Source organism: Burkholderia dolosa (genome assembly GCF_902499135.1).
Lineage (GTDB): Bacteria > Pseudomonadota > Gammaproteobacteria > Burkholderiales > Burkholderiaceae > Burkholderia > Burkholderia dolosa.
Map to the genome: position 1 here is coordinate 12,327 of NZ_CABVPR010000073.1, position 16,553 is coordinate 28,879.

The following is a 16,553-nucleotide window of genomic DNA, read 5'->3' on the forward strand; positions in this document are numbered from 1 at the left end:
CCGGGTTCTGGTCGACGAAGCGCGCATCGGTCACTTGCGCTGCACATCGTCTGGTGTGCTTGGTTGCGGGGGTAGGATTTGAACCTACGACCTTCGGGTTATGAGCCCGACGAGCTGCCAGACTGCTCCACCCCGCGTCAGAGAAATAAATTATAGGGTGGTTAAGCACTTACGTCAACACTTTTGTCACAATCGTCTGTCACGGCACTGCTGCCGACCGATGCGGCACAACGCAGCACGCTGCGCGCGTCATCGCTTCACCGCATGTTCGCACCCCATGCTCGCGGTAAGATGGCGGCCTTCGCATTCACGCCGCACGTACCCTTCCCGTTCATGAAAATCGCCACCTGGAACGTCAATTCGCTCAACGTCCGCAAGCAGCACGTGCTCGACTGGCTCGCGCAAAGCGGCGCCGACGTGCTGTGCCTGCAGGAACTGAAGCTGCCCGACGAAAAATACCCGCGCGCCGACCTCGAAGCGGTCGGCTATCGCAGCTGGTTCACCGGCCAGAAGACCTACAACGGCGTCGCGATCCTCGCGCGCAACACGCTGACCGTCGACGAATCGGACGTCGTGCGCAACATCCCCGGCTTCGACGATCCGCAGCAGCGCGTGGTGGCCGTGACGGTCGAAGGCGTGCGCATCGTGTCCGCGTATTTCCCGAACGGCCAGGCGGTCGACTCCGACAAGTTCGTCTACAAGATGCAGTGGCTCGATGCGCTGCACGCGTGGCTCGCCGCCGAGATGCAGCGCTACCCGAAGCTTGCGCTGCTCGGCGACTTCAACATCGCGCCGGAAGACCGCGACGTGCACGACCCGGCGAAATGGGAAGGCCAGAACCTGGTGTCTCCGCAGGAGCGCGCGCACTTCGCGAAGCTGATCGAGCTCGGCTTCGTCGATGCGTTCCGCCGTTTCGAGCAGCCCGAGAAGACCTTCACGTGGTGGGACTACCGGATGTTCGCGTTCCGCCGCAATGCGGGGTTGCGCATCGATCACATCCTGCTGTCGCCGGCGCTCGCCGACACGTGCACGTCGTGCGTCGTCGATCGCGCGCCGCGCACGTGGGAGCAGCCATCCGACCACACGCCGGTCGTCGCGACCGTCAGCTGAGCGCGCGACCCTAGCTGCGCGCCGGCGCGGGCCCGAGGTGCGCCCACAGGAAGCCGAATTCCGCAGCATCGGATTCCGCGCGCTCCAGATCGTCGGCGCTGCCGTGTCCGCCGTCGGTGTTTTCCCAGTACCACACCCGTTCGTGGCCGAGCGCGTGCATGCGTGCGGCCATCTTGCGCGCATGCGCGGGATGCACGCGATCGTCGCGCGTCGACGTCGTCAGCAGCAACGGCGGATACGCGACGCCTTCGCGCACGCGGTGATACGGCGAATACGCGGCCAGCGCCGCGCCTTCGTGCGGATCGTCGGGATCGCCGTACTCGTCGAGCCACGCGGCGCCCGCGTGCAGCTTCGGATAGCGGCGCATGTCGAGCAGCGGCACGCGACACAGCACCGCGCCGAACAAGTCGGGCCGCTGCACCATGCACGCGGCGACCAACAGCCCGCCGTTGCTCGCGCCTTCGATGCCGAGCTGCGCGGCGCTCGTCACGCCGGTCGCGATCAGGTCCTCGGCCACCGCGATGAAATCGTCGAACGAACGTTGCCGATGTTCGCGCTGCGCGTCGACGTGCCAGCGCGGGCCGAACTCGCCGCCGCCGCGGATGTGCGCGAACGCCGCGACGCCGCCGCGCTCGAGCCACGCGATCCCCAACGCATCGCTGTAGCCCGGCAGATTCGGGATTGCGAAGCCGCCGTAACCCGACAGCACGCACGGTCGCGCGACGCGCGCGGCGCCGTCGACCGGATCCAGCGCGTCGCGCGGGCCGATCAGCGTGTACGGCACGACGGTGCCGTCGCGTGAGCGCGCGCTCGCGCGCCGCACGACGAGGCCTGTCGCATCGAACTGCACCGGCGGCCGGTCGAGCAGCACGCGCCGCGACGGCGCGTCGTCCGCGCGGTCGGCCAGATCGGCGAGCCAGCATTCGGGCGGATCGAGATAGGTGTCGACGTCCACGTACACGTCGTCGTTCACCGTCGACTCGACCGGTTCGATGTCGATCTGCGCGTCGGTCGGCCAGACGAACGGCCGTGCGTCCCATTGCCACGTGCCGTCGTCGGCCTGCCGCGGCTGCCACAGCATCGTACGGTTGTGCACGTCGTCGAGCCAGCTTGCGATCAGCATCGTGCGCGTATGCGTCCACGTGCACGCCGACGTCGACGGGCCAGGCTCGAACAGCGTCGCGAATTCGCGCGAGCCGGCGAGGAACGCCTGCTCGCGGATCGCGAGCAGCGAGCCGCCCGCATGGCGCACACCGTCGCAGTGCCAGTCGAGCCGCGGCTCCAGCACGAGCCACCCTTCCCAGAAACCCACTTCGACGTGCGTCGGCACGTCGTAGCGCGCCCATTCGCCGGCGTCCGTCAGGCGATATGCATGCGCGTCGAAGAAATCGACGCTGCGCCACGCGACGTGGCGGCCGTCGATCGGATCGAACCACGCACCGGCGCTGATGTCGTCGGGCTCGCCGCGAAATACGACCGGCGCATCCTCGAGCGGCGTGCCGCGCACCCAGCGGCGCGCTTCGTACGGATAGCCGGCCGCCGTCGACGATGCTTCGCCGCGGTCCCAGCTCACATAGACGGTATCGCGGTCGATCCAGCAGACGGTATGGTGTCCGGGCGTGTCGATCGTGAAGCCGGCGTCGACGAAACGGCGCTGCACGAGGTCGAATTCGCGCACGACGACCGCGTCGGCGCCGCCGGGCGACAGCGACAGCAACGCGCGGTCGCCGTCCGGATACAGGATCGCGTCCTGCTCGAACACCCACGACTCGCCCTCTTGCGCGCCGAGCGCATCGACGTCCAGCAGCGTTTCCCATTCGGGCCGCCCTGCGCGCCACGCGTCCCAGCGCGTGCGGCGCCACAGCCCTTTCGGATGGCGATCGTCCTGCCACAGGTCGTACGCCCAGTCGCGCCAGCGGGTCGGGATGACCGGGCGCTCGCGCGGCAGATACGCTTTCGCGAGACGCGCGGCGAGCGCGCGATACGCGTCGTCGTCGCGCAGTGCGGCGCGCGTGCGCGCATTCTGCTCGTCGACCCACGCGCGGGCGCGTGCGCTGTCGAGCGATTCGAGAAAACGGAACGGGTCGGCCCCCGCGGGCCAACGAAAGGAATCGGACATGTCGGATCGGCGTGATTGCGGACTGCGTGCAAACCGCGATTATGTCCGATCGCGGCATGCGCGACGCACGCGCATGCCGCCCATCGCGCTCAGGGCTCCAGGTGCAGTTCCTGGATCTTGCGCGTGATCGTGTTGCGGCCGATGCCGAGCCGCTCGGCCGCCTCGACCTTGCGGCCGCGCGTGAAGTCGAGCGCCTCGCGAATCACGGCTGCTTCGAAACGGCGGGCGAGTTCGTCCATCACGTCGGCCGAATTCTCGCGCAGCAGCCGCGCGACTTCCGTGCGCAGCCCGTGCTCCCACATCGGATAGCCGGCCGGCGCGCCGTTCGACGCGACCGTCGCGGGCGCGGACGTCGATGCCGCCGCGCCGATCGCCGGCGATGCGGCTGCCGTGTCGCGGCCGTTGCCGCCGCTGCCGTGCGCGTCCGCGCCGTCGCCGGCCACGGCGGCCGGCGCGCCCGTCGGCACGAGGTCCGGCGGCAGGTCCTTGATCTCGACCGTCTGCGCGGGCGCCATCACGGTCAGCCAGTTCGCGAGGTTCTCGAGCTGCCGCACGTTGCCGGGAAACGGCAGCGACGTCAGATACGCGAGCGCTTCGTCGGACACGCGCTTCGGCTCGACGCCGAGATCGCGCGCGCTTTTCTGCAGGAAATGGCGCGTGAGCAGCGGGATGTCCTCGCTGCGCTCGCGCAGCGGCGGCAGCCGCAGCCGGATCACGTTCAGCCGGTGATAGAGGTCTTCGCGGAACAGCCCCTGCCGCACGCGCGCCTCGAGGTTCTGATGCGTCGCGGCGATCACGCGCACGTTCGCGCGCAGCGGGCTATGACCGCCGACGCGATAGAACTGCCCGTCGGACAGCACGCGCAGCAGCCGCGTCTGCAGGTCGAACGGCATGTCGCCGATTTCGTCGAGGAACAGCGTGCCGTTCTCGGCCTGCTCGAAGCGGCCCTGACGCGTGGTTTGCGCGCCGGTGAACGCACCGCGCTCGTGACCGAACAGTTCGGATTCGAGCAGGTCCTTCGGAATCGCCGCCGTGTTCAGCGCGATGAACGGCCCGTTCGCGCGCGGGCTGTGGCGATGCAGCGCACGCGCGACGAGCTCCTTGCCGGTGCCCGATTCGCCGGTGATCAGCACGGTCGCGGCCGAATGCGACAGCCTGCCGATCGCGCGGAACATGTCCTGCATCGCGGGCGCCTGGCCGAGCATCTCCGGCGCTTCGGCGACGCGCTCGTCCTGCGGTGCGCCGCCACGCAGGCTTTCCTCGACCGCGCGGCGGATCAGCTCGACCGCCTTGTCGACGTCGAACGGCTTCGCGAGATACTCGAACGCGCCGCCCTGAAATGCGGCGACGGCGCTGTCGAGATCGGAGAACGCCGTCATGATGATCACCGGCAGGCCGGGCAGGCGCTCGTGCATCGCCTGCAGCAGTTCGAGCCCCGAGCCGCCCGGCATCCGGATGTCGGACACGAGCACCTGCGGCGTCTCGTGGTCGAGCGCGGCAAGCGCATCGCGCACGTTCGCGAAGCTCTTCGTCGCGAAGCTGTCCCGGGCGAGCGCCTTCTCGAGCACCCAGCGGATCGATTGATCGTCGTCTACTATCCAGATCGGCTTCATAGGTCGGTCAGATATTGGTGAATCCGGTGAATCGCAATGTCGCCGCTCAGTAATCGAGCGGCAGCAGAATCTGAAACTCGGTACGGCCGGGCCGGCTTTCGACCTCGATCATCCCGTCGTGCTGCTGCACGAACGTCTGCGCGAGCGTGAGCCCGAGCCCGCTGCCGTCGTCGCGGCCGGACACGAGCGGATAGAAGATCCGGTCGCGGATCTCTTCCGGAATGCCGGGCCCGTTGTCGATCACGTGCAAGTCCAGTGCCAGCTTGTACAGCCGCTTCGCGATCGTGACCTTGCGCGCGACGCGCGTACGCAGCTCGATCTTCGCGTCGCCCTGCGCGATCCGTTCGCGCAGCGCCTGCGCGGCGTTGCGCACGATGTTCAGCAGCGCCTGGATCAGCTGCTCCTTGTCGCCGCGCAGATCGGGCACGCTGACGTCGTAGTCGCGCTCGATCGTGAGCCCGCGCGGGAATTCCGCGAGCATCACCGCGCGCACGCGTTCGCACACTTCGTGGATGTTCACGTCGCCGACGATGTGCGGATGCCGGTGCGGCTCCAGCAGCCGGTCGACGAGCGTCTGCAGGCGATCGGACTCCTTGATGATCACCTGCGTGTATTCGCGCAGTTCGCCGCGCTCGCGTTCGCCGAGCTCGAATTCGAGCAGCTGCGCGGCGCCGCGGATGCCGCCGAGCGGATTCTTGATCTCGTGCGCGAGGTTGCGGATCAGCTGCTTGTTGACCGCGGTCAGGTCGTGAATGCGCTCCTCGCGGTCGGTGCGCGACTGCCGCTCGTTCTCGAACAGCTCGACGAGCACGAAGTCGGGCGCGGTCTCGAGAAAGCCGACGATCGCGTGCACGTGCAGCGGTTCGCGGCCGGGCCGGTCGAGCACGGTATCGAGGTGCGTCGCGTGAAAGCGCTCCTCGCCGATCGCGGTGATCGTCGAGGCGAGCTCGTTCGCGTTCGGAAAGATCTCGCCCCACGGCCGCTGCGCGAGCTGCCGGCGCGAGATGTCGAGCATCGCTTCCGCGGACGGGTTCGCGAATGCCACCCTGAGCGTCTTGCGGTCGAGCACGATCACGACGGTCGGCAACGCCTCCAGCCCGGCAAGCAGGCCCGAGCGCGCGAGCCGCTCGTCGTCCGTCAGCCGCTCGGGCTGCCCCGTCTTCGCCTTGATCAGATTCTTCAGAACCATCTTGCGTGCGTGTCGCGCCTCAGCGGGTCAGAAAATGGAAATCCTCGGAACGAAAAGGGGACGGCTGGACGCCGTCCCCTTTCAGACTCCGCCGCTCCCGCCGCGCACCGCGCGACGGGAACGAACCGGCATGACGGCGCCGAATCGAAGCGCCATCGCCGATTACAGCGAGTAGTACATCTCGAACTCGATCGGATGCGTCGTCATGCGGAACTTCGCCAGCTCCTGCTCCTTCAGCGCGAGGTACGCGTCGATCATGCCGTCCGTGAACACGCCGCCGCGCGTCAGGAACTCGCGATCCTTGTCGAGCGCTTCGAGCGCCTGATCGAGGCCCGCGCAGACGGTCGGGATCTTTGCATCCTCTTCCGGCGGCAGGTCGTACAGGTTCTTGTCCGCGGCTTCGCCCGGATGGATCTTGTTCTGCACGCCGTCGAGGCCCGCCATCATCAGCGCCGTGAAGCACAGGTACGGGTTCGCCATCGGATCCGGGAAGCGCGTTTCGATGCGGCGGCCCTTCGGATTCGACACGTGCGGAATGCGGATCGATGCCGAACGGTTGCGCGCCGAGTACGCGAGCTTGACCGGCGCTTCGAAGTGCGGGACCAGACGCTTGTACGAGTTCGTCGTCGGGTTCGTGATCGCGTTCAGCGCGCGTGCGTGCTTGATGATGCCGCCGATGTAGAACAGCGCGAATTCCGACAGGCCCGCGTAGCCGTTGCCCGCGAACAGGTTCTGGCCGTCCTTCCAGATCGACTGGTGAACGTGCATGCCCGAACCGTTGTCGCCGACGACCGGCTTCGGCATGAACGTCGCCGTCTTGCCGTACGAGTGCGCGACGTTGTGGATGATGTACTTCGACCACTGCGTCCAGTCCGCGCGCTGCACGAGCGTCGAGAACTTCGTGCCGATTTCGTTCTGGCCCTGGCCGGCCACTTCGTGGTGGTGAACTTCGACCGGGATGCCGAGCTGTTCGAGCAGCAGGCACATTTCCGAACGCATGTCCTGGAACGTGTCGACCGGCGCGACCGGAAAGTAGCCGCCCTTCGTGCCCGGACGGTGGCCCGTGTTGCCGCCTTCGAATTCCTTGCCTGCCGACCACGGCGCTTCTTCGGAATTGATCTTCACGAAGCAGCCCGACATGTCCGTGTTCCACTGAACCGAGTCGAAAATGAAGAATTCCGGCTCCGGACCGAAGTAAGCCGTATCGCCGAGGCCCGTGCTCTTCAGGTACGCTTCGCCGCGCTTCGCGAGCGAACGCGGATCGCGCTCGTAGCCCTTGCCGTCGGCCGGCTCGACCACGTCGCAGGTCAGCACCAGCGTCGATTCTTCATAGAACGGGTCGATGAACGCGGCGTTCGGATCCGGCATGAGCAGCATGTCCGACGCTTCGATGCCCTTCCAGCCCGCGATCGACGAGCCGTCGAACGCATGGCCGTTCTCGAACTTGTCTTCGTCAAACGCCGAAACCGGCACCGACACGTGCTGTTCCTTGCCGCGCGTATCCGTGAAGCGGAAATCGACAAACTTGACGTCCTCGTCCTTCACGAGCTGCATGACGTCGGCGACGGTTTTACTCATAACCTCTTCTCCTGATTGAACAATTCCGGCGGACTGGGACCGCCTCCGTTTATCGAGCTGCTCGGGGTCGGCTTTCGCGCAGCGTGCCCCGATTCGATCGAATCCTTTAAAGCAGCTTCCGTGCCATGCGTGCGCAGGTTTGGCGCGGATCGCGCCGATCCTCGCCGCGACGGGGCTCTGCTGCGCGATTCCGGGGCTCCGCGGCGCACACGCCATCGTATCGACGCACCGATACGGTGCAATCGAGATCGACATGCCGAACAGCAGAATCGTTTTGGTGCATCCGGCTCATTTTGCACTCTTTTGGTGAATGTGTGGGCAGCGCACCGGAGCGTCGCACGCGGGCTTCCGTGCGGCGCGGCCGCGCTAAAATGCTCGTTTGACCGATACGGAGACTCCCTGCCATGAGTACGCTCGACCAGCTCTACGCGAAGGCCGACGAACGCCGCGCCCAAGGCTCCCTCGCCTACGCCGGCGCGCTGCTGCCCGTCGAAGCCTTCGAACTGCTGCAGCTCGATCCGTCGGCGCGCCTCGTCGACGTGCGCACCCGCGCGGAACTCGACTGGGTCGGCCGCCCGCTCGTCGGCGACGGCCAGTACCTGCACGTCGAATGGACGCGCTACCCGGGCGGCGTGCCGAACACCGAATTCATCGACGAGCTGAAGGCCGCGGTCGCGCCCGACACGCCGGTGCTGTTCCTGTGCCGCAGCGCCGCGCGCTCGAAGCTCGCCGCGGTCGCGTCCGCGCAGGCGGGCTTCACGAAGGCGTTCGACCTGCTCGAAGGCTTCGAGGGCGCGAAAGACGCCGAAGGTCATCGCAAGACCGTCGACGGCTGGTGCTTCCGCAAGCTGCCGTGGATCGGCGCGTGAGTGCACACAGGGGCCGGCGATCGCGCTTGCGTCATCGTCGAGCCGCGCGATGACATGCCGATGACGGGCCGCTTCGAGCGGCCCGTCATCGTTCGAACCGCCGTTCGACTGCCGTTTGAACCCGCTATGCCGGCGTTCGGCCGCTTACGCGCGCGGCGCGTCCGGCTCGACGACGTCGCCGCCGAGCAGATGCACGCCTTCGCGCAGCTTCACGAACGCGGCCGCGACCGCTTCCGGCTCGCCCTTCACGCCGAGATCGATATGGCGGCGCGCGTAGATGCCGCCGCGCTCGGCATCGCCGACGCTCGGCAGGCTGAACACGCGCACGCCGGGAAAATCGCGCTCGATGCGCTCCATCAGCGGCGTGAGCGTCGATTCCGGCAGCTCGAACACGTACAGCGACCGCTCCGCGTGCGGCGTCGCGTGATGCAGATGCGCGTACTTCGTGTCGAGCACCCATTCGATCATCGGCCACGCCATCACCGGAAAGCCCGGCACGAAATGCAGATCGCCGACCGAGAAGCCGGGAATCCGGTTGTAGCCGTTCGGGATGATCGTCGCGCCGGCCGGAAACACGCCCATGTTGAAACGGTGGCGATTTTCCGGCGAATCGAAGTCGACCGGCGTCGCGGAATCGGTGTGCGTTTCGCGAATTCGCTCCGCGATCAGCGCCTTCGCTTCCGGATGCAGCTCGAGCGGCACGCCGAGCGCGGCGGCCGCGCACTGGCGCGTATGGTCGTCCGGCGTCGCGCCGATGCCGCCGGTCGAAAACACGATGTCGCCCGACGCGATCGCACGCTCGAGCGTCGCCGTGATCCGCGCCGGATCGTCGCCGACGTATTCGGCCCAGTCGAGCGACAGCCCGCGCGCGCCGAGCAGCTCGATGATCTTCGCCAGATGCTTGTCCTGCCGGCGGCCCGAAAGGATCTCGTCGCCGATGATGATGATGCCGATGCTCATGCGTGCCCCATGTCGATTGCGGTGGCGCGCGACGTCGCGCGCAGGTCTTCGAGCGCGCGCAGGCAATAGTGGCCGAACCACAGCGCCGAGAATACGAGGATGAAAGCGTAAACCCAGATCATCGCCGCCGCGACGAACGGGAACAGCACCATCATCCAGACCGACGATACCCACACGAAGGTCGGAACGGTGCCGAGCAGCCCGGTCGCGATGCCGATCGCGATCAGCGGCCAGCGGTGGCGCCGCACGAGCGCGCGGCGCTCGTCGCGGCTCGCATGCTGCGCGAGCGCGTCGTAGGTCATCACGCGATACGTGAGCCAGCCCCAGATCAGCGGCGGCAGCAGCGCGAAGAACGGCGGAATCAGCCAGAGCGGGATCGTGACGACCAGCAGCACGACGCCGGCCAACGCGGTTCCCAGCGAATTGAACACGCTGCCGAAGAACGTGCCGCCGCGCTTCATCTCGAGCGCGGCGAACTGCCGCGCGGACAAATGCTTGACGACGACCGGCATCGACAGCGACGCGATCAGCAGCAGGACGGTCAGCACGATCAGCGGAATCGTGAGCGACACGACGACGAACGGCGCGACGACCGCATGCAGCTGCGACATCCCGATCGCGTCGAACGCGCGATACAGCGCGGCAGTGAGCACGAAGCCGTCGAGCGCGCCGCGCGCGGCGTCGACGAGCGTCTGCCACGAGAACCACAGCACGACGCCCCAGAACAGCGCCGACACGACGAACGGCATCAGCGTGAGCCACAGCATGCGCGGATGCAGCGCGCTGGCCACCGCCCGGACGAAAGAGCGCAGCAGGTCGTTCATGCAAGCCTTTGGCGATGAAGAAAAACGGGGAAAGGATAAACCACGCGGCCCGCAAGCGCCAAAGCGCATGCGGGCCGCGGATGGATGCCGTTCAACGGAAGGATCGCCGGTCAGGCGGACGCCGCGCCGCGCTTCGCGGGAACCAGGCGCCGGAAGATCCGCACGAACGCGAGGCCGTGCTGGGACCAGAAGCCGTCGCCGTAGGACACGCCTTCGACCTGCTCGCGAATGCCGGTCGGCTCGATCGTGCGATTCCACGACGCGGTGCCGAACATCATGTCCCACCACGGAAACAGCACGCCGAAGTTGCAGCCGTACTTCGTCCCTTCGTGGCCGTAGCCGACCGCGTGGTGCCGCCGATGGAACGTCGGGCTTACGAGCAGCCGCTCGCCGAGCCGGCCGTACGACAGCCGCGCATTCGTATGCTGGATGCTCTGCAGGAAGTTCGTGACCGCGGTCAGCACGACGAACTGCGACGGCGTCACGCCGATCACGAGCGCGATCGCCGCGAAGAAGCACGACTGCAGCACGTCGTCGAGCAGATGGTTGCGGTCGTCGCACCACAGCGACATCTGCCGCTGGCTGTGATGCACCGCGTGCAGCTCCCACCAGATGCCGAACTTGTGCTGCCAGCGGTGATACCAGTAGCCGGCGAAATCGAGCACGACGAGGTAGATCGCGAACGCGACGATCGGCTGCGACGTGACGCCCGGCCACAGATAGTCGAGGTTCACGTTCGAGATGCCGTGCAGGCGCAGCCACGCCTGGAAGCCGTCGAACACCGGCTGCAGCGCGAAGAAGAAGAACAGCGAGTAGATGCCGAGCTTCGAGATCGCCGTATAGATCACATCGACGCGCACCGCGCGACGATCCTTCCAGCGCTCGACGGGCAGCAGCGCTTCGAGCGGGCGCAGCAGCACGAACATCGCGACCATCTGCAACGCGCCGACGATCACCCAGTACAGCGCGTCGTACGTATCCTCGTCGTAGTCCATCAGGTTGAACTTGAAGAGGAGCGGCTGCACGACGTCGACGTACAGCCAGGTCTGGATGTCCGACACGAACGCGTCGATCAGGTGCAGCATCGTCCGCCTCCGTCCGTCACGCGCCGTTCGCGGCCTTCCACGGCGCGCGGTCGTAGAAGTAGATGCCGTGCGGCGAGCGGCCGACGGAAATCGTCTGCACGAGCTTGCGCGACGGCAGGTCGATGATCCCGACCTTCTTCGCGAAGCGGAACGTGACCCACAGCGTCTTCTTGTCGGCGGACAGCTCCATGTCGTCCGGGCCGGGCAGCAGGCCCGTGATGTCGCCGACGTTGGTCAGCGTGTTCTCGTCGATGATGCTGATCGTGTTCGCGACCCGGTTCGTCACCGCGACGTGCGTGCCGTCCGCGAGCGAGCGGAAGTTGTGCGCGCCCTTGCCCGTGTAGATCTGCTTGACGACCCGCTGGTTGCGCCAGTCGACGACCGCGACGTAGTCGGCGCCCGTCATCCCGACGAGCAGGTACTTGTCGTCCGGCGTGAGCCACAGGCCGGCCGGCACCTTGCCGACCTTCATCTTCCACTTGACCGTCTGCGTCGGCAGATCGATCGCCGCGATCTCGCCGGACACCTGCAGCGACACGAGCAGCGTCTTGCTGTCCTTCGTGAACGCGAGGTGGCTCGGCATCACCGCGAGCGGCACGCGCTTCACGAGATGCAGATCGTGGCCGTCGTAGCTGTAGATGTCGACGCGGTCGAGCCGCAGCCCGGCGGCCGCGAACCACTTGCGATCGGGCGAGAAGCCGAGCTGGTACGGATCGTCGATCCCTTCGACGGTGCGCTGCAGCTTGCCCGTCTTCGGATCGAGGAACATCAGGCTGTTCGACACCGAATTCGCGACGATCAGCGACGTGTTGTCGGGCGTCGCCATCAGGTGATGCGGCTCCTTGCCGGTCGGCGTCGTCGCGACGACTTCACGCGTCTGCTGATCGATCAGGGAAAGCGTCGCTTCGGCCGAATTGAGGACGATCACGTTGTTCGCGTGTGCGGCAGGCGCCAGCACGGCGGCGGCCAGCGCGAGCGTGCGGCCGAGGGAGAGGAAAGTGCGCATGAAGACTCACGTCGAGGGACAACCGTCATTGTAGAACGTTCGGCCTGCCCGGCCGGTTGACCGACCGCACGCACCGCGCCCGTTCGCCGCACGCGCCGGCCGGCGCCGCCGACGTCGCACGAACGGCCGGTACGTGCGACGCCCGCGCGGACGCTACCGCTGCATCGACTCCCAGACCTTGTACAGCCGCTTGACGGAGACCGGCATCGGCGTGCGCAGTTCCTGCGCGAACAGCGAAATCCGCAGTTCCTCGAGCAGCCAACGGAATTCGGCGAGCCGCGGATCCGCGACGCCGCCGCGCTGCGACACCGCGCGCTGGTACTGCTGGACGAGCGGCTGCAGTTCGGCGGACTGCTTCGCGTCGCGCGCCGGATCGGCCTTCAGCTTGTCGATGCGCAGCGCGATGCCCTTCAGATAGCGCGGGAAATGCGCAAGCTGCGTGTAAGGCGTGTCGATCACGAAGCGCTTGCCGACCAGCGCCGCGAGCTGCTGCTGAATGTCCGCATGGGCGTGCGCGAACGGCTTCGCCTGCGCGAGCTTCTTCGTCAGTCCCGCGTATTCGGACAGGATCTGCCCGACGAGCCGCGCGATCTCCTGCGCGAGCAGGTTCAGCCGGCTCCTTCCCTCGTCCCGGCGCGCATGGAAGCTCGCATCGTCGTCGGGCAGCGGATCCTGCAGACACGCGCGGTCGAGCGCCGTGTCGATCAGCTGGTCGCGCAGCTCGTCCTGCGTGCCGAGCGACATGTACTGCATCGCCATCTCGCGCAACCCCGGCAGGTTCTTCTCCAGATACTTGATCGGTTCCTTCAGCTGCAGCGCGAACAGCCGCCGCAGCCCGGCGCGGTGAATGCGCGCGGCTTCCTCCGGCGAGTCGAACACCTCGACGTCGCAATGCGTGCCGCGATCGACGAGCGCCGGATAGCCGTACAGCGTCTGCCCGCGCCGGCGGATCTCGAGCAGCTCGGGCAGCTTGCCGAAATTCCACGTCGTCAGGTTCTCGTACAAAGCGGTCGCGCCGGCGTCCGGCGTAGCGGCCGTGTGCGGCGCCGCGTGCTTGCCGCCCTTTCCGCTTGCACCGCTCGCCGCGCCCGCGCCGCTCTTGCCGCCGCCACCGGCCACGCCCGCGGGCAACGGCGCCGCGCCGGCTTCGGCGTCGCCGCCGGCCGAAATCGTCGATGCGGCCGCGATCTTCTGGAACTGCTGCTGCGCCTGCGCGCCGAGCTCCTGCCGAAGCTGCGCGAGATTGCGCCCCATCGCGAGCTGACGGCCGTGCTCGTCGATCACCTTGAAGTTCATGAACAGGTGCGCGGGCAACGTCTCGAGCTTGAAGTCGGCCGTCTTCATCGCGACCTGCGTCTGCTCGCGCACGTCGGCGATCAGCGCTTCGACGAGACCGCCGGCGCCGAAGCGCTCGCGCCCCGTACGCTCGACGAAGCCCGCCGCGTAGTCGGGCAGCGGCACGCAATGCCGGCGCAGCTTTTGCGGCAGCGACTTCAGCAGCAGTTGCACCTTCTCCTTCAGCATCCCGGGCACGAGCCATTCGCAGCGGCGCGCATCGACCTGGTTCAGCGCGTAGAGCGGCACGGCGAGCGTCACGCCGTCGCGCGGCGCGCCGGGCTCGAAGTGATACGTGAGGGCCATCTCGACGCCCGCCATCGTCGCGCGCTTCGGAAACAGCTCGGTGGTCACGCCGGCCGCCTCGTGGCGCATCAGATCGTCGCGCGACAGATACAGCAGCCGCAGCTTGTCCTCCGGCTGCCCGCTCTTCTTCACCTCGTCGCGATACCAGCGCTCGAACGCCGCGCCGGTGTGGATACCTTGCGGAATCGCGTGGTCGTAGAACGCGTAGATCAGCTCGTCGTCGACCAGCACGTCCTGCCGGCGCGACTTGTGCTCGAGCTGCTCGATGTCGGCGAGCAGCTTGCGGTTGTGCGCGAAGAACGCGAGCTTCGTATCGAATTCGCCGTCGACGAGTGCGCCGCGGATGAACAGCTCTCTCGCACGCGCCGGATCCTGCCGGCCGAACGCGACGCGCCGGCGGTGATAGATCGGCAGCCCGTACAGCGTCGCGCGCTCGAATGCGCTCACCTGCGCCGGCCGCTTCTCCCAGTGCGGCTCCGACAGCGACTTCTTCAGCAGATGCGCGCCGACCTTCTCGACCCATTCGGGCTCGATCTTCGCGAGGCAGCGCGCATAGAGCCGGCTCGTCTCGACGAGCTCGGCCGCCATCACCCAGCGGCCGGCCTTCTTCGCGAGCGCGGAGCCCGGCCACAGATAGAACTTGATCCCGCGCGCGCCGAGATAGTGCGGATCGTCGTCGGCCTTCAGGCCGAGATTGCCGAGCAATCCCGTCAACAGCGCGAGATGCACCTGCTCGTACGTCGCGTCGGTTTCGTTGAGCCGCCAGCCGTGCTCGCGCACGACCGTCAGCAACTGCGAATGGACGTCGCGCCATTCGCGCAGCCGCAGGTGCGACAGGAAGTTCTGCCGGCATGCGTCGACGAGCTGGCGGTTCGACTTCTTGTGCGCGACGGCGTCTTCGAACCACGCCCAGATCTTCAGCCACTGCAGGAATTCGGAGCGCTCGTCGGCAAACCGGCGGTGCGCCTGGTCGGCCTGCTCCTGCGCGTCGATCGGACGGTCGCGCGGATCCTGTACCGACAGCGCGCTCGCGATGATCAGCACCTCGCGCAGCGCGTGCTGGTCGCGCGCGGCCAGAATCATCCGGCCGACGCGCGGGTCGAGCGGCAGCCGCGCCAGTTCGCGGCCGAGCGGCGTCAGCGCGTTGTCGTCGTCGACGGCGCCCAGTTCGTTGAGCAGCTGATAACCGTCCGCGATCGCGCGGCCGGGCGGCGGTTCGAGAAACGGAAACGACTCGATCGCCGTCAGGTGCAGCGACTTCATCCGCAGGATCACCGACGCGAGCGACGAGCGCAGGATCTCCGGATCGGTAAAACGCGCGCGCGCCTGATAGTCGCTTTCGTCGTACAGACGAATGCAGATGCCGTCCGCGACGCGGCCGCAGCGGCCCGCGCGCTGATTCGCGGCCGCCTGCGAGATCGACTCGACCTGCAACTGCTCGACCTTGTTCCGGTACGAATAGCGCTTCACGCGCGCGAGGCCCGTATCGACGACGTAGCGGATGCCGGGCACCGTCAGCGACGTCTCGGCCACGTTGGTCGCGAGCACGATCCGGCGCGCGTTCGACGGCTTGAACACCTTGTCCTGGTCGGCCGCGGACAGCCGCGCGAACAGCGGCAGGATCTCGGTATGCGGCGGATGGTGCTTGCGCAGCGCCTCGGCCGCCTCGCGAATCTCGCGCTCGCCGGGCAGGAATACGAGCACGTCGCCGGGGCCTTCGCGGCACAGCTCGTCGACCGCATCGACGATCGCGTCCATCAGGTCGCGCTCGGCCTCGCGCGCCGTTTTCACGCGGTCGCGTCCGGCCGTGCCTTCCGCGTGCTTGACGGCCGGACGATCTTCGGCCACCGGACGGTAGCGCACCTCGACCGGATACAGCCGCCCGCTCACTTCGATCACCGGCGCTGGACGCTCGTCGGTGCCGAAATGACGCGCGAAGCGATCGGCATCGATCGTCGCGGACGTGACGATCAGCTTCAGGTCCGGCCGCTTCGGCAGAATCTCCTTCAGATAGCCGAGCAGGAAATCGATGTTCAGGCTGCGCTCGTGCGCCTCGTCGATGATCACCGTGTCGTATGCCGTCAGCAGCGGATCGGTCTGCGTCTCGGCGAGCAGGATGCCGTCGGTCATCAGCTTGACCGACGCGCCGGGCGCGAGATTGTCGGTGAAGCGCACCTTGTAGCCGACCACCTCGCCGAACGGCGTGCCGAGCTCCTCGGCGATCCGGCGGCCGGTCGACGACGCGGCGAGCCGGCGCGGCTGCGTATGGCCGATCAGTCCAGTGCCGCCGGCGCCGAGGCCGCGGCCGAGGTCGAGGCAGATCTTCGGCAATTGCGTGGTCTTGCCGGAGCCCGTTTCGCCGCAGACGATCACGACCTGATGGTCGGCGATCGCGCGCGCGATTTCGTCGCGCTTGCCCGATACGGGCAGGCTTTCCGGATAGGTGATCGGCGGGACGGGGTTCGGTGCGACGCGTGCGCGCGGCGCACGCTCGCGGCGCGACGCAGTCGCCTCGCGCCGATCGCCGCGCCGTTCGTCGGCACGCGGCTCGCCGGCCGG

The 16,553-nt window shown here is 67.4% G+C and carries 11 protein-coding genes and 1 tRNA gene; 2 read left to right on the forward strand and 10 right to left on the reverse strand.

All coding sequences use genetic code 11. The features are described 5' to 3' along the window. Positions 1-60 precede the first annotated feature (60 nt). Positions 61-137, reverse strand: a tRNA-Met gene (locus BUB20358_RS24275). A gap of 196 nt (positions 138-333) precedes the next feature. Here BUB20358_RS24275 and xth point away from each other — a divergent pair. Beyond that, positions 334-1,110 (forward strand): exodeoxyribonuclease III, encoded by a 777-nt coding sequence (gene xth, locus BUB20358_RS24280; protein ID WP_094190618.1) that lies wholly within the window; start codon positions 334-336, stop codon positions 1,108-1,110. Positions 1,111-1,120: 10 nt separating this feature from the next. On the opposite strand, the gene BUB20358_RS24285 is transcribed toward xth, so the two are convergent. The 4 genes from BUB20358_RS24285 to glnA all read right to left on the reverse strand — a co-directional run bounded on the left by BUB20358_RS24285 (position 1,121) and on the right by glnA (position 7,609). Beyond that, the gene (locus BUB20358_RS24285; RefSeq protein WP_006763918.1) at positions 1,121-3,229 is read right to left on the reverse strand and encodes a prolyl oligopeptidase family serine peptidase; all 2,109 of its coding nucleotides are present in this window, start codon (positions 3,227-3,229) and stop codon (positions 1,121-1,123) included. An 89-nt stretch (positions 3,230-3,318) separates the two neighbouring features. Further along, positions 3,319-4,842, reverse strand: a complete 1,524-nt coding sequence (gene ntrC / locus BUB20358_RS24290; protein WP_035972085.1) for a nitrogen regulation protein NR(I) — start codon at positions 4,840-4,842, stop codon at positions 3,319-3,321. A 46-nt stretch (positions 4,843-4,888) separates the two neighbouring features. Next, positions 4,889-6,031: a nitrogen regulation protein NR(II) gene (glnL, locus tag BUB20358_RS24295; RefSeq protein WP_006763915.1), complete on the reverse strand. Its 1,143-nt coding sequence runs from the start codon at positions 6,029-6,031 to the stop codon at positions 4,889-4,891. 162 nt (positions 6,032-6,193) lie between these two features. Continuing rightward, entirely contained in the window at positions 6,194-7,609 is a 1,416-nt protein-coding gene (glnA, locus tag BUB20358_RS24300; protein ID WP_006763914.1) for a type I glutamate--ammonia ligase, read from the reverse strand. Between the two features lie 404 nt (positions 7,610-8,013). Here glnA and BUB20358_RS24305 point away from each other — a divergent pair, with 404 nt between their 5' ends. Continuing rightward, positions 8,014-8,478 carry a rhodanese-like domain-containing protein gene (locus tag BUB20358_RS24305; protein ID WP_035972082.1) on the forward strand — a complete coding sequence of 155 codons (465 nt, stop codon included), beginning with the start codon at positions 8,014-8,016 and terminating at the stop codon, positions 8,476-8,478. A 144-nt stretch (positions 8,479-8,622) separates the two neighbouring features. Here the strand turns inward: BUB20358_RS24305 and BUB20358_RS24310 are convergent, their stop codons facing one another. From BUB20358_RS24310 to hrpA, 5 genes are all read right to left on the reverse strand, one after another. Then, on the reverse strand, positions 8,623-9,438 hold the full coding sequence (locus BUB20358_RS24310; RefSeq protein ID WP_006763913.1) for a competence/damage-inducible protein A: 816 nt from the start codon (positions 9,436-9,438) through the stop codon (positions 8,623-8,625). Then, positions 9,435-10,262: an EI24 domain-containing protein gene (locus BUB20358_RS24315; RefSeq protein WP_006763912.1), complete on the reverse strand. Its 828-nt coding sequence runs from the start codon at positions 10,260-10,262 to the stop codon at positions 9,435-9,437. The genes BUB20358_RS24310 and BUB20358_RS24315 overlap by 4 nt, the downstream gene beginning before the upstream one ends. 110 nt (positions 10,263-10,372) lie before the next feature. Next, complete coding sequence (locus BUB20358_RS24320) at positions 10,373-11,347, reverse strand: sterol desaturase family protein (protein WP_006763911.1); 975 nt, start codon at positions 11,345-11,347, stop codon at positions 10,373-10,375. Between the two features lie 16 nt (positions 11,348-11,363). After that, complete coding sequence (locus BUB20358_RS24325) at positions 11,364-12,353, reverse strand: YVTN family beta-propeller repeat protein (protein ID WP_006763910.1); 990 nt, start codon at positions 12,351-12,353, stop codon at positions 11,364-11,366. A 153-nt stretch (positions 12,354-12,506) separates the two neighbouring features. After that, positions 12,507-16,553: ATP-dependent RNA helicase HrpA (gene hrpA, locus BUB20358_RS24330; protein ID WP_254593977.1), on the reverse strand; the 4,047-nt coding region annotated here is incomplete at its 5' end.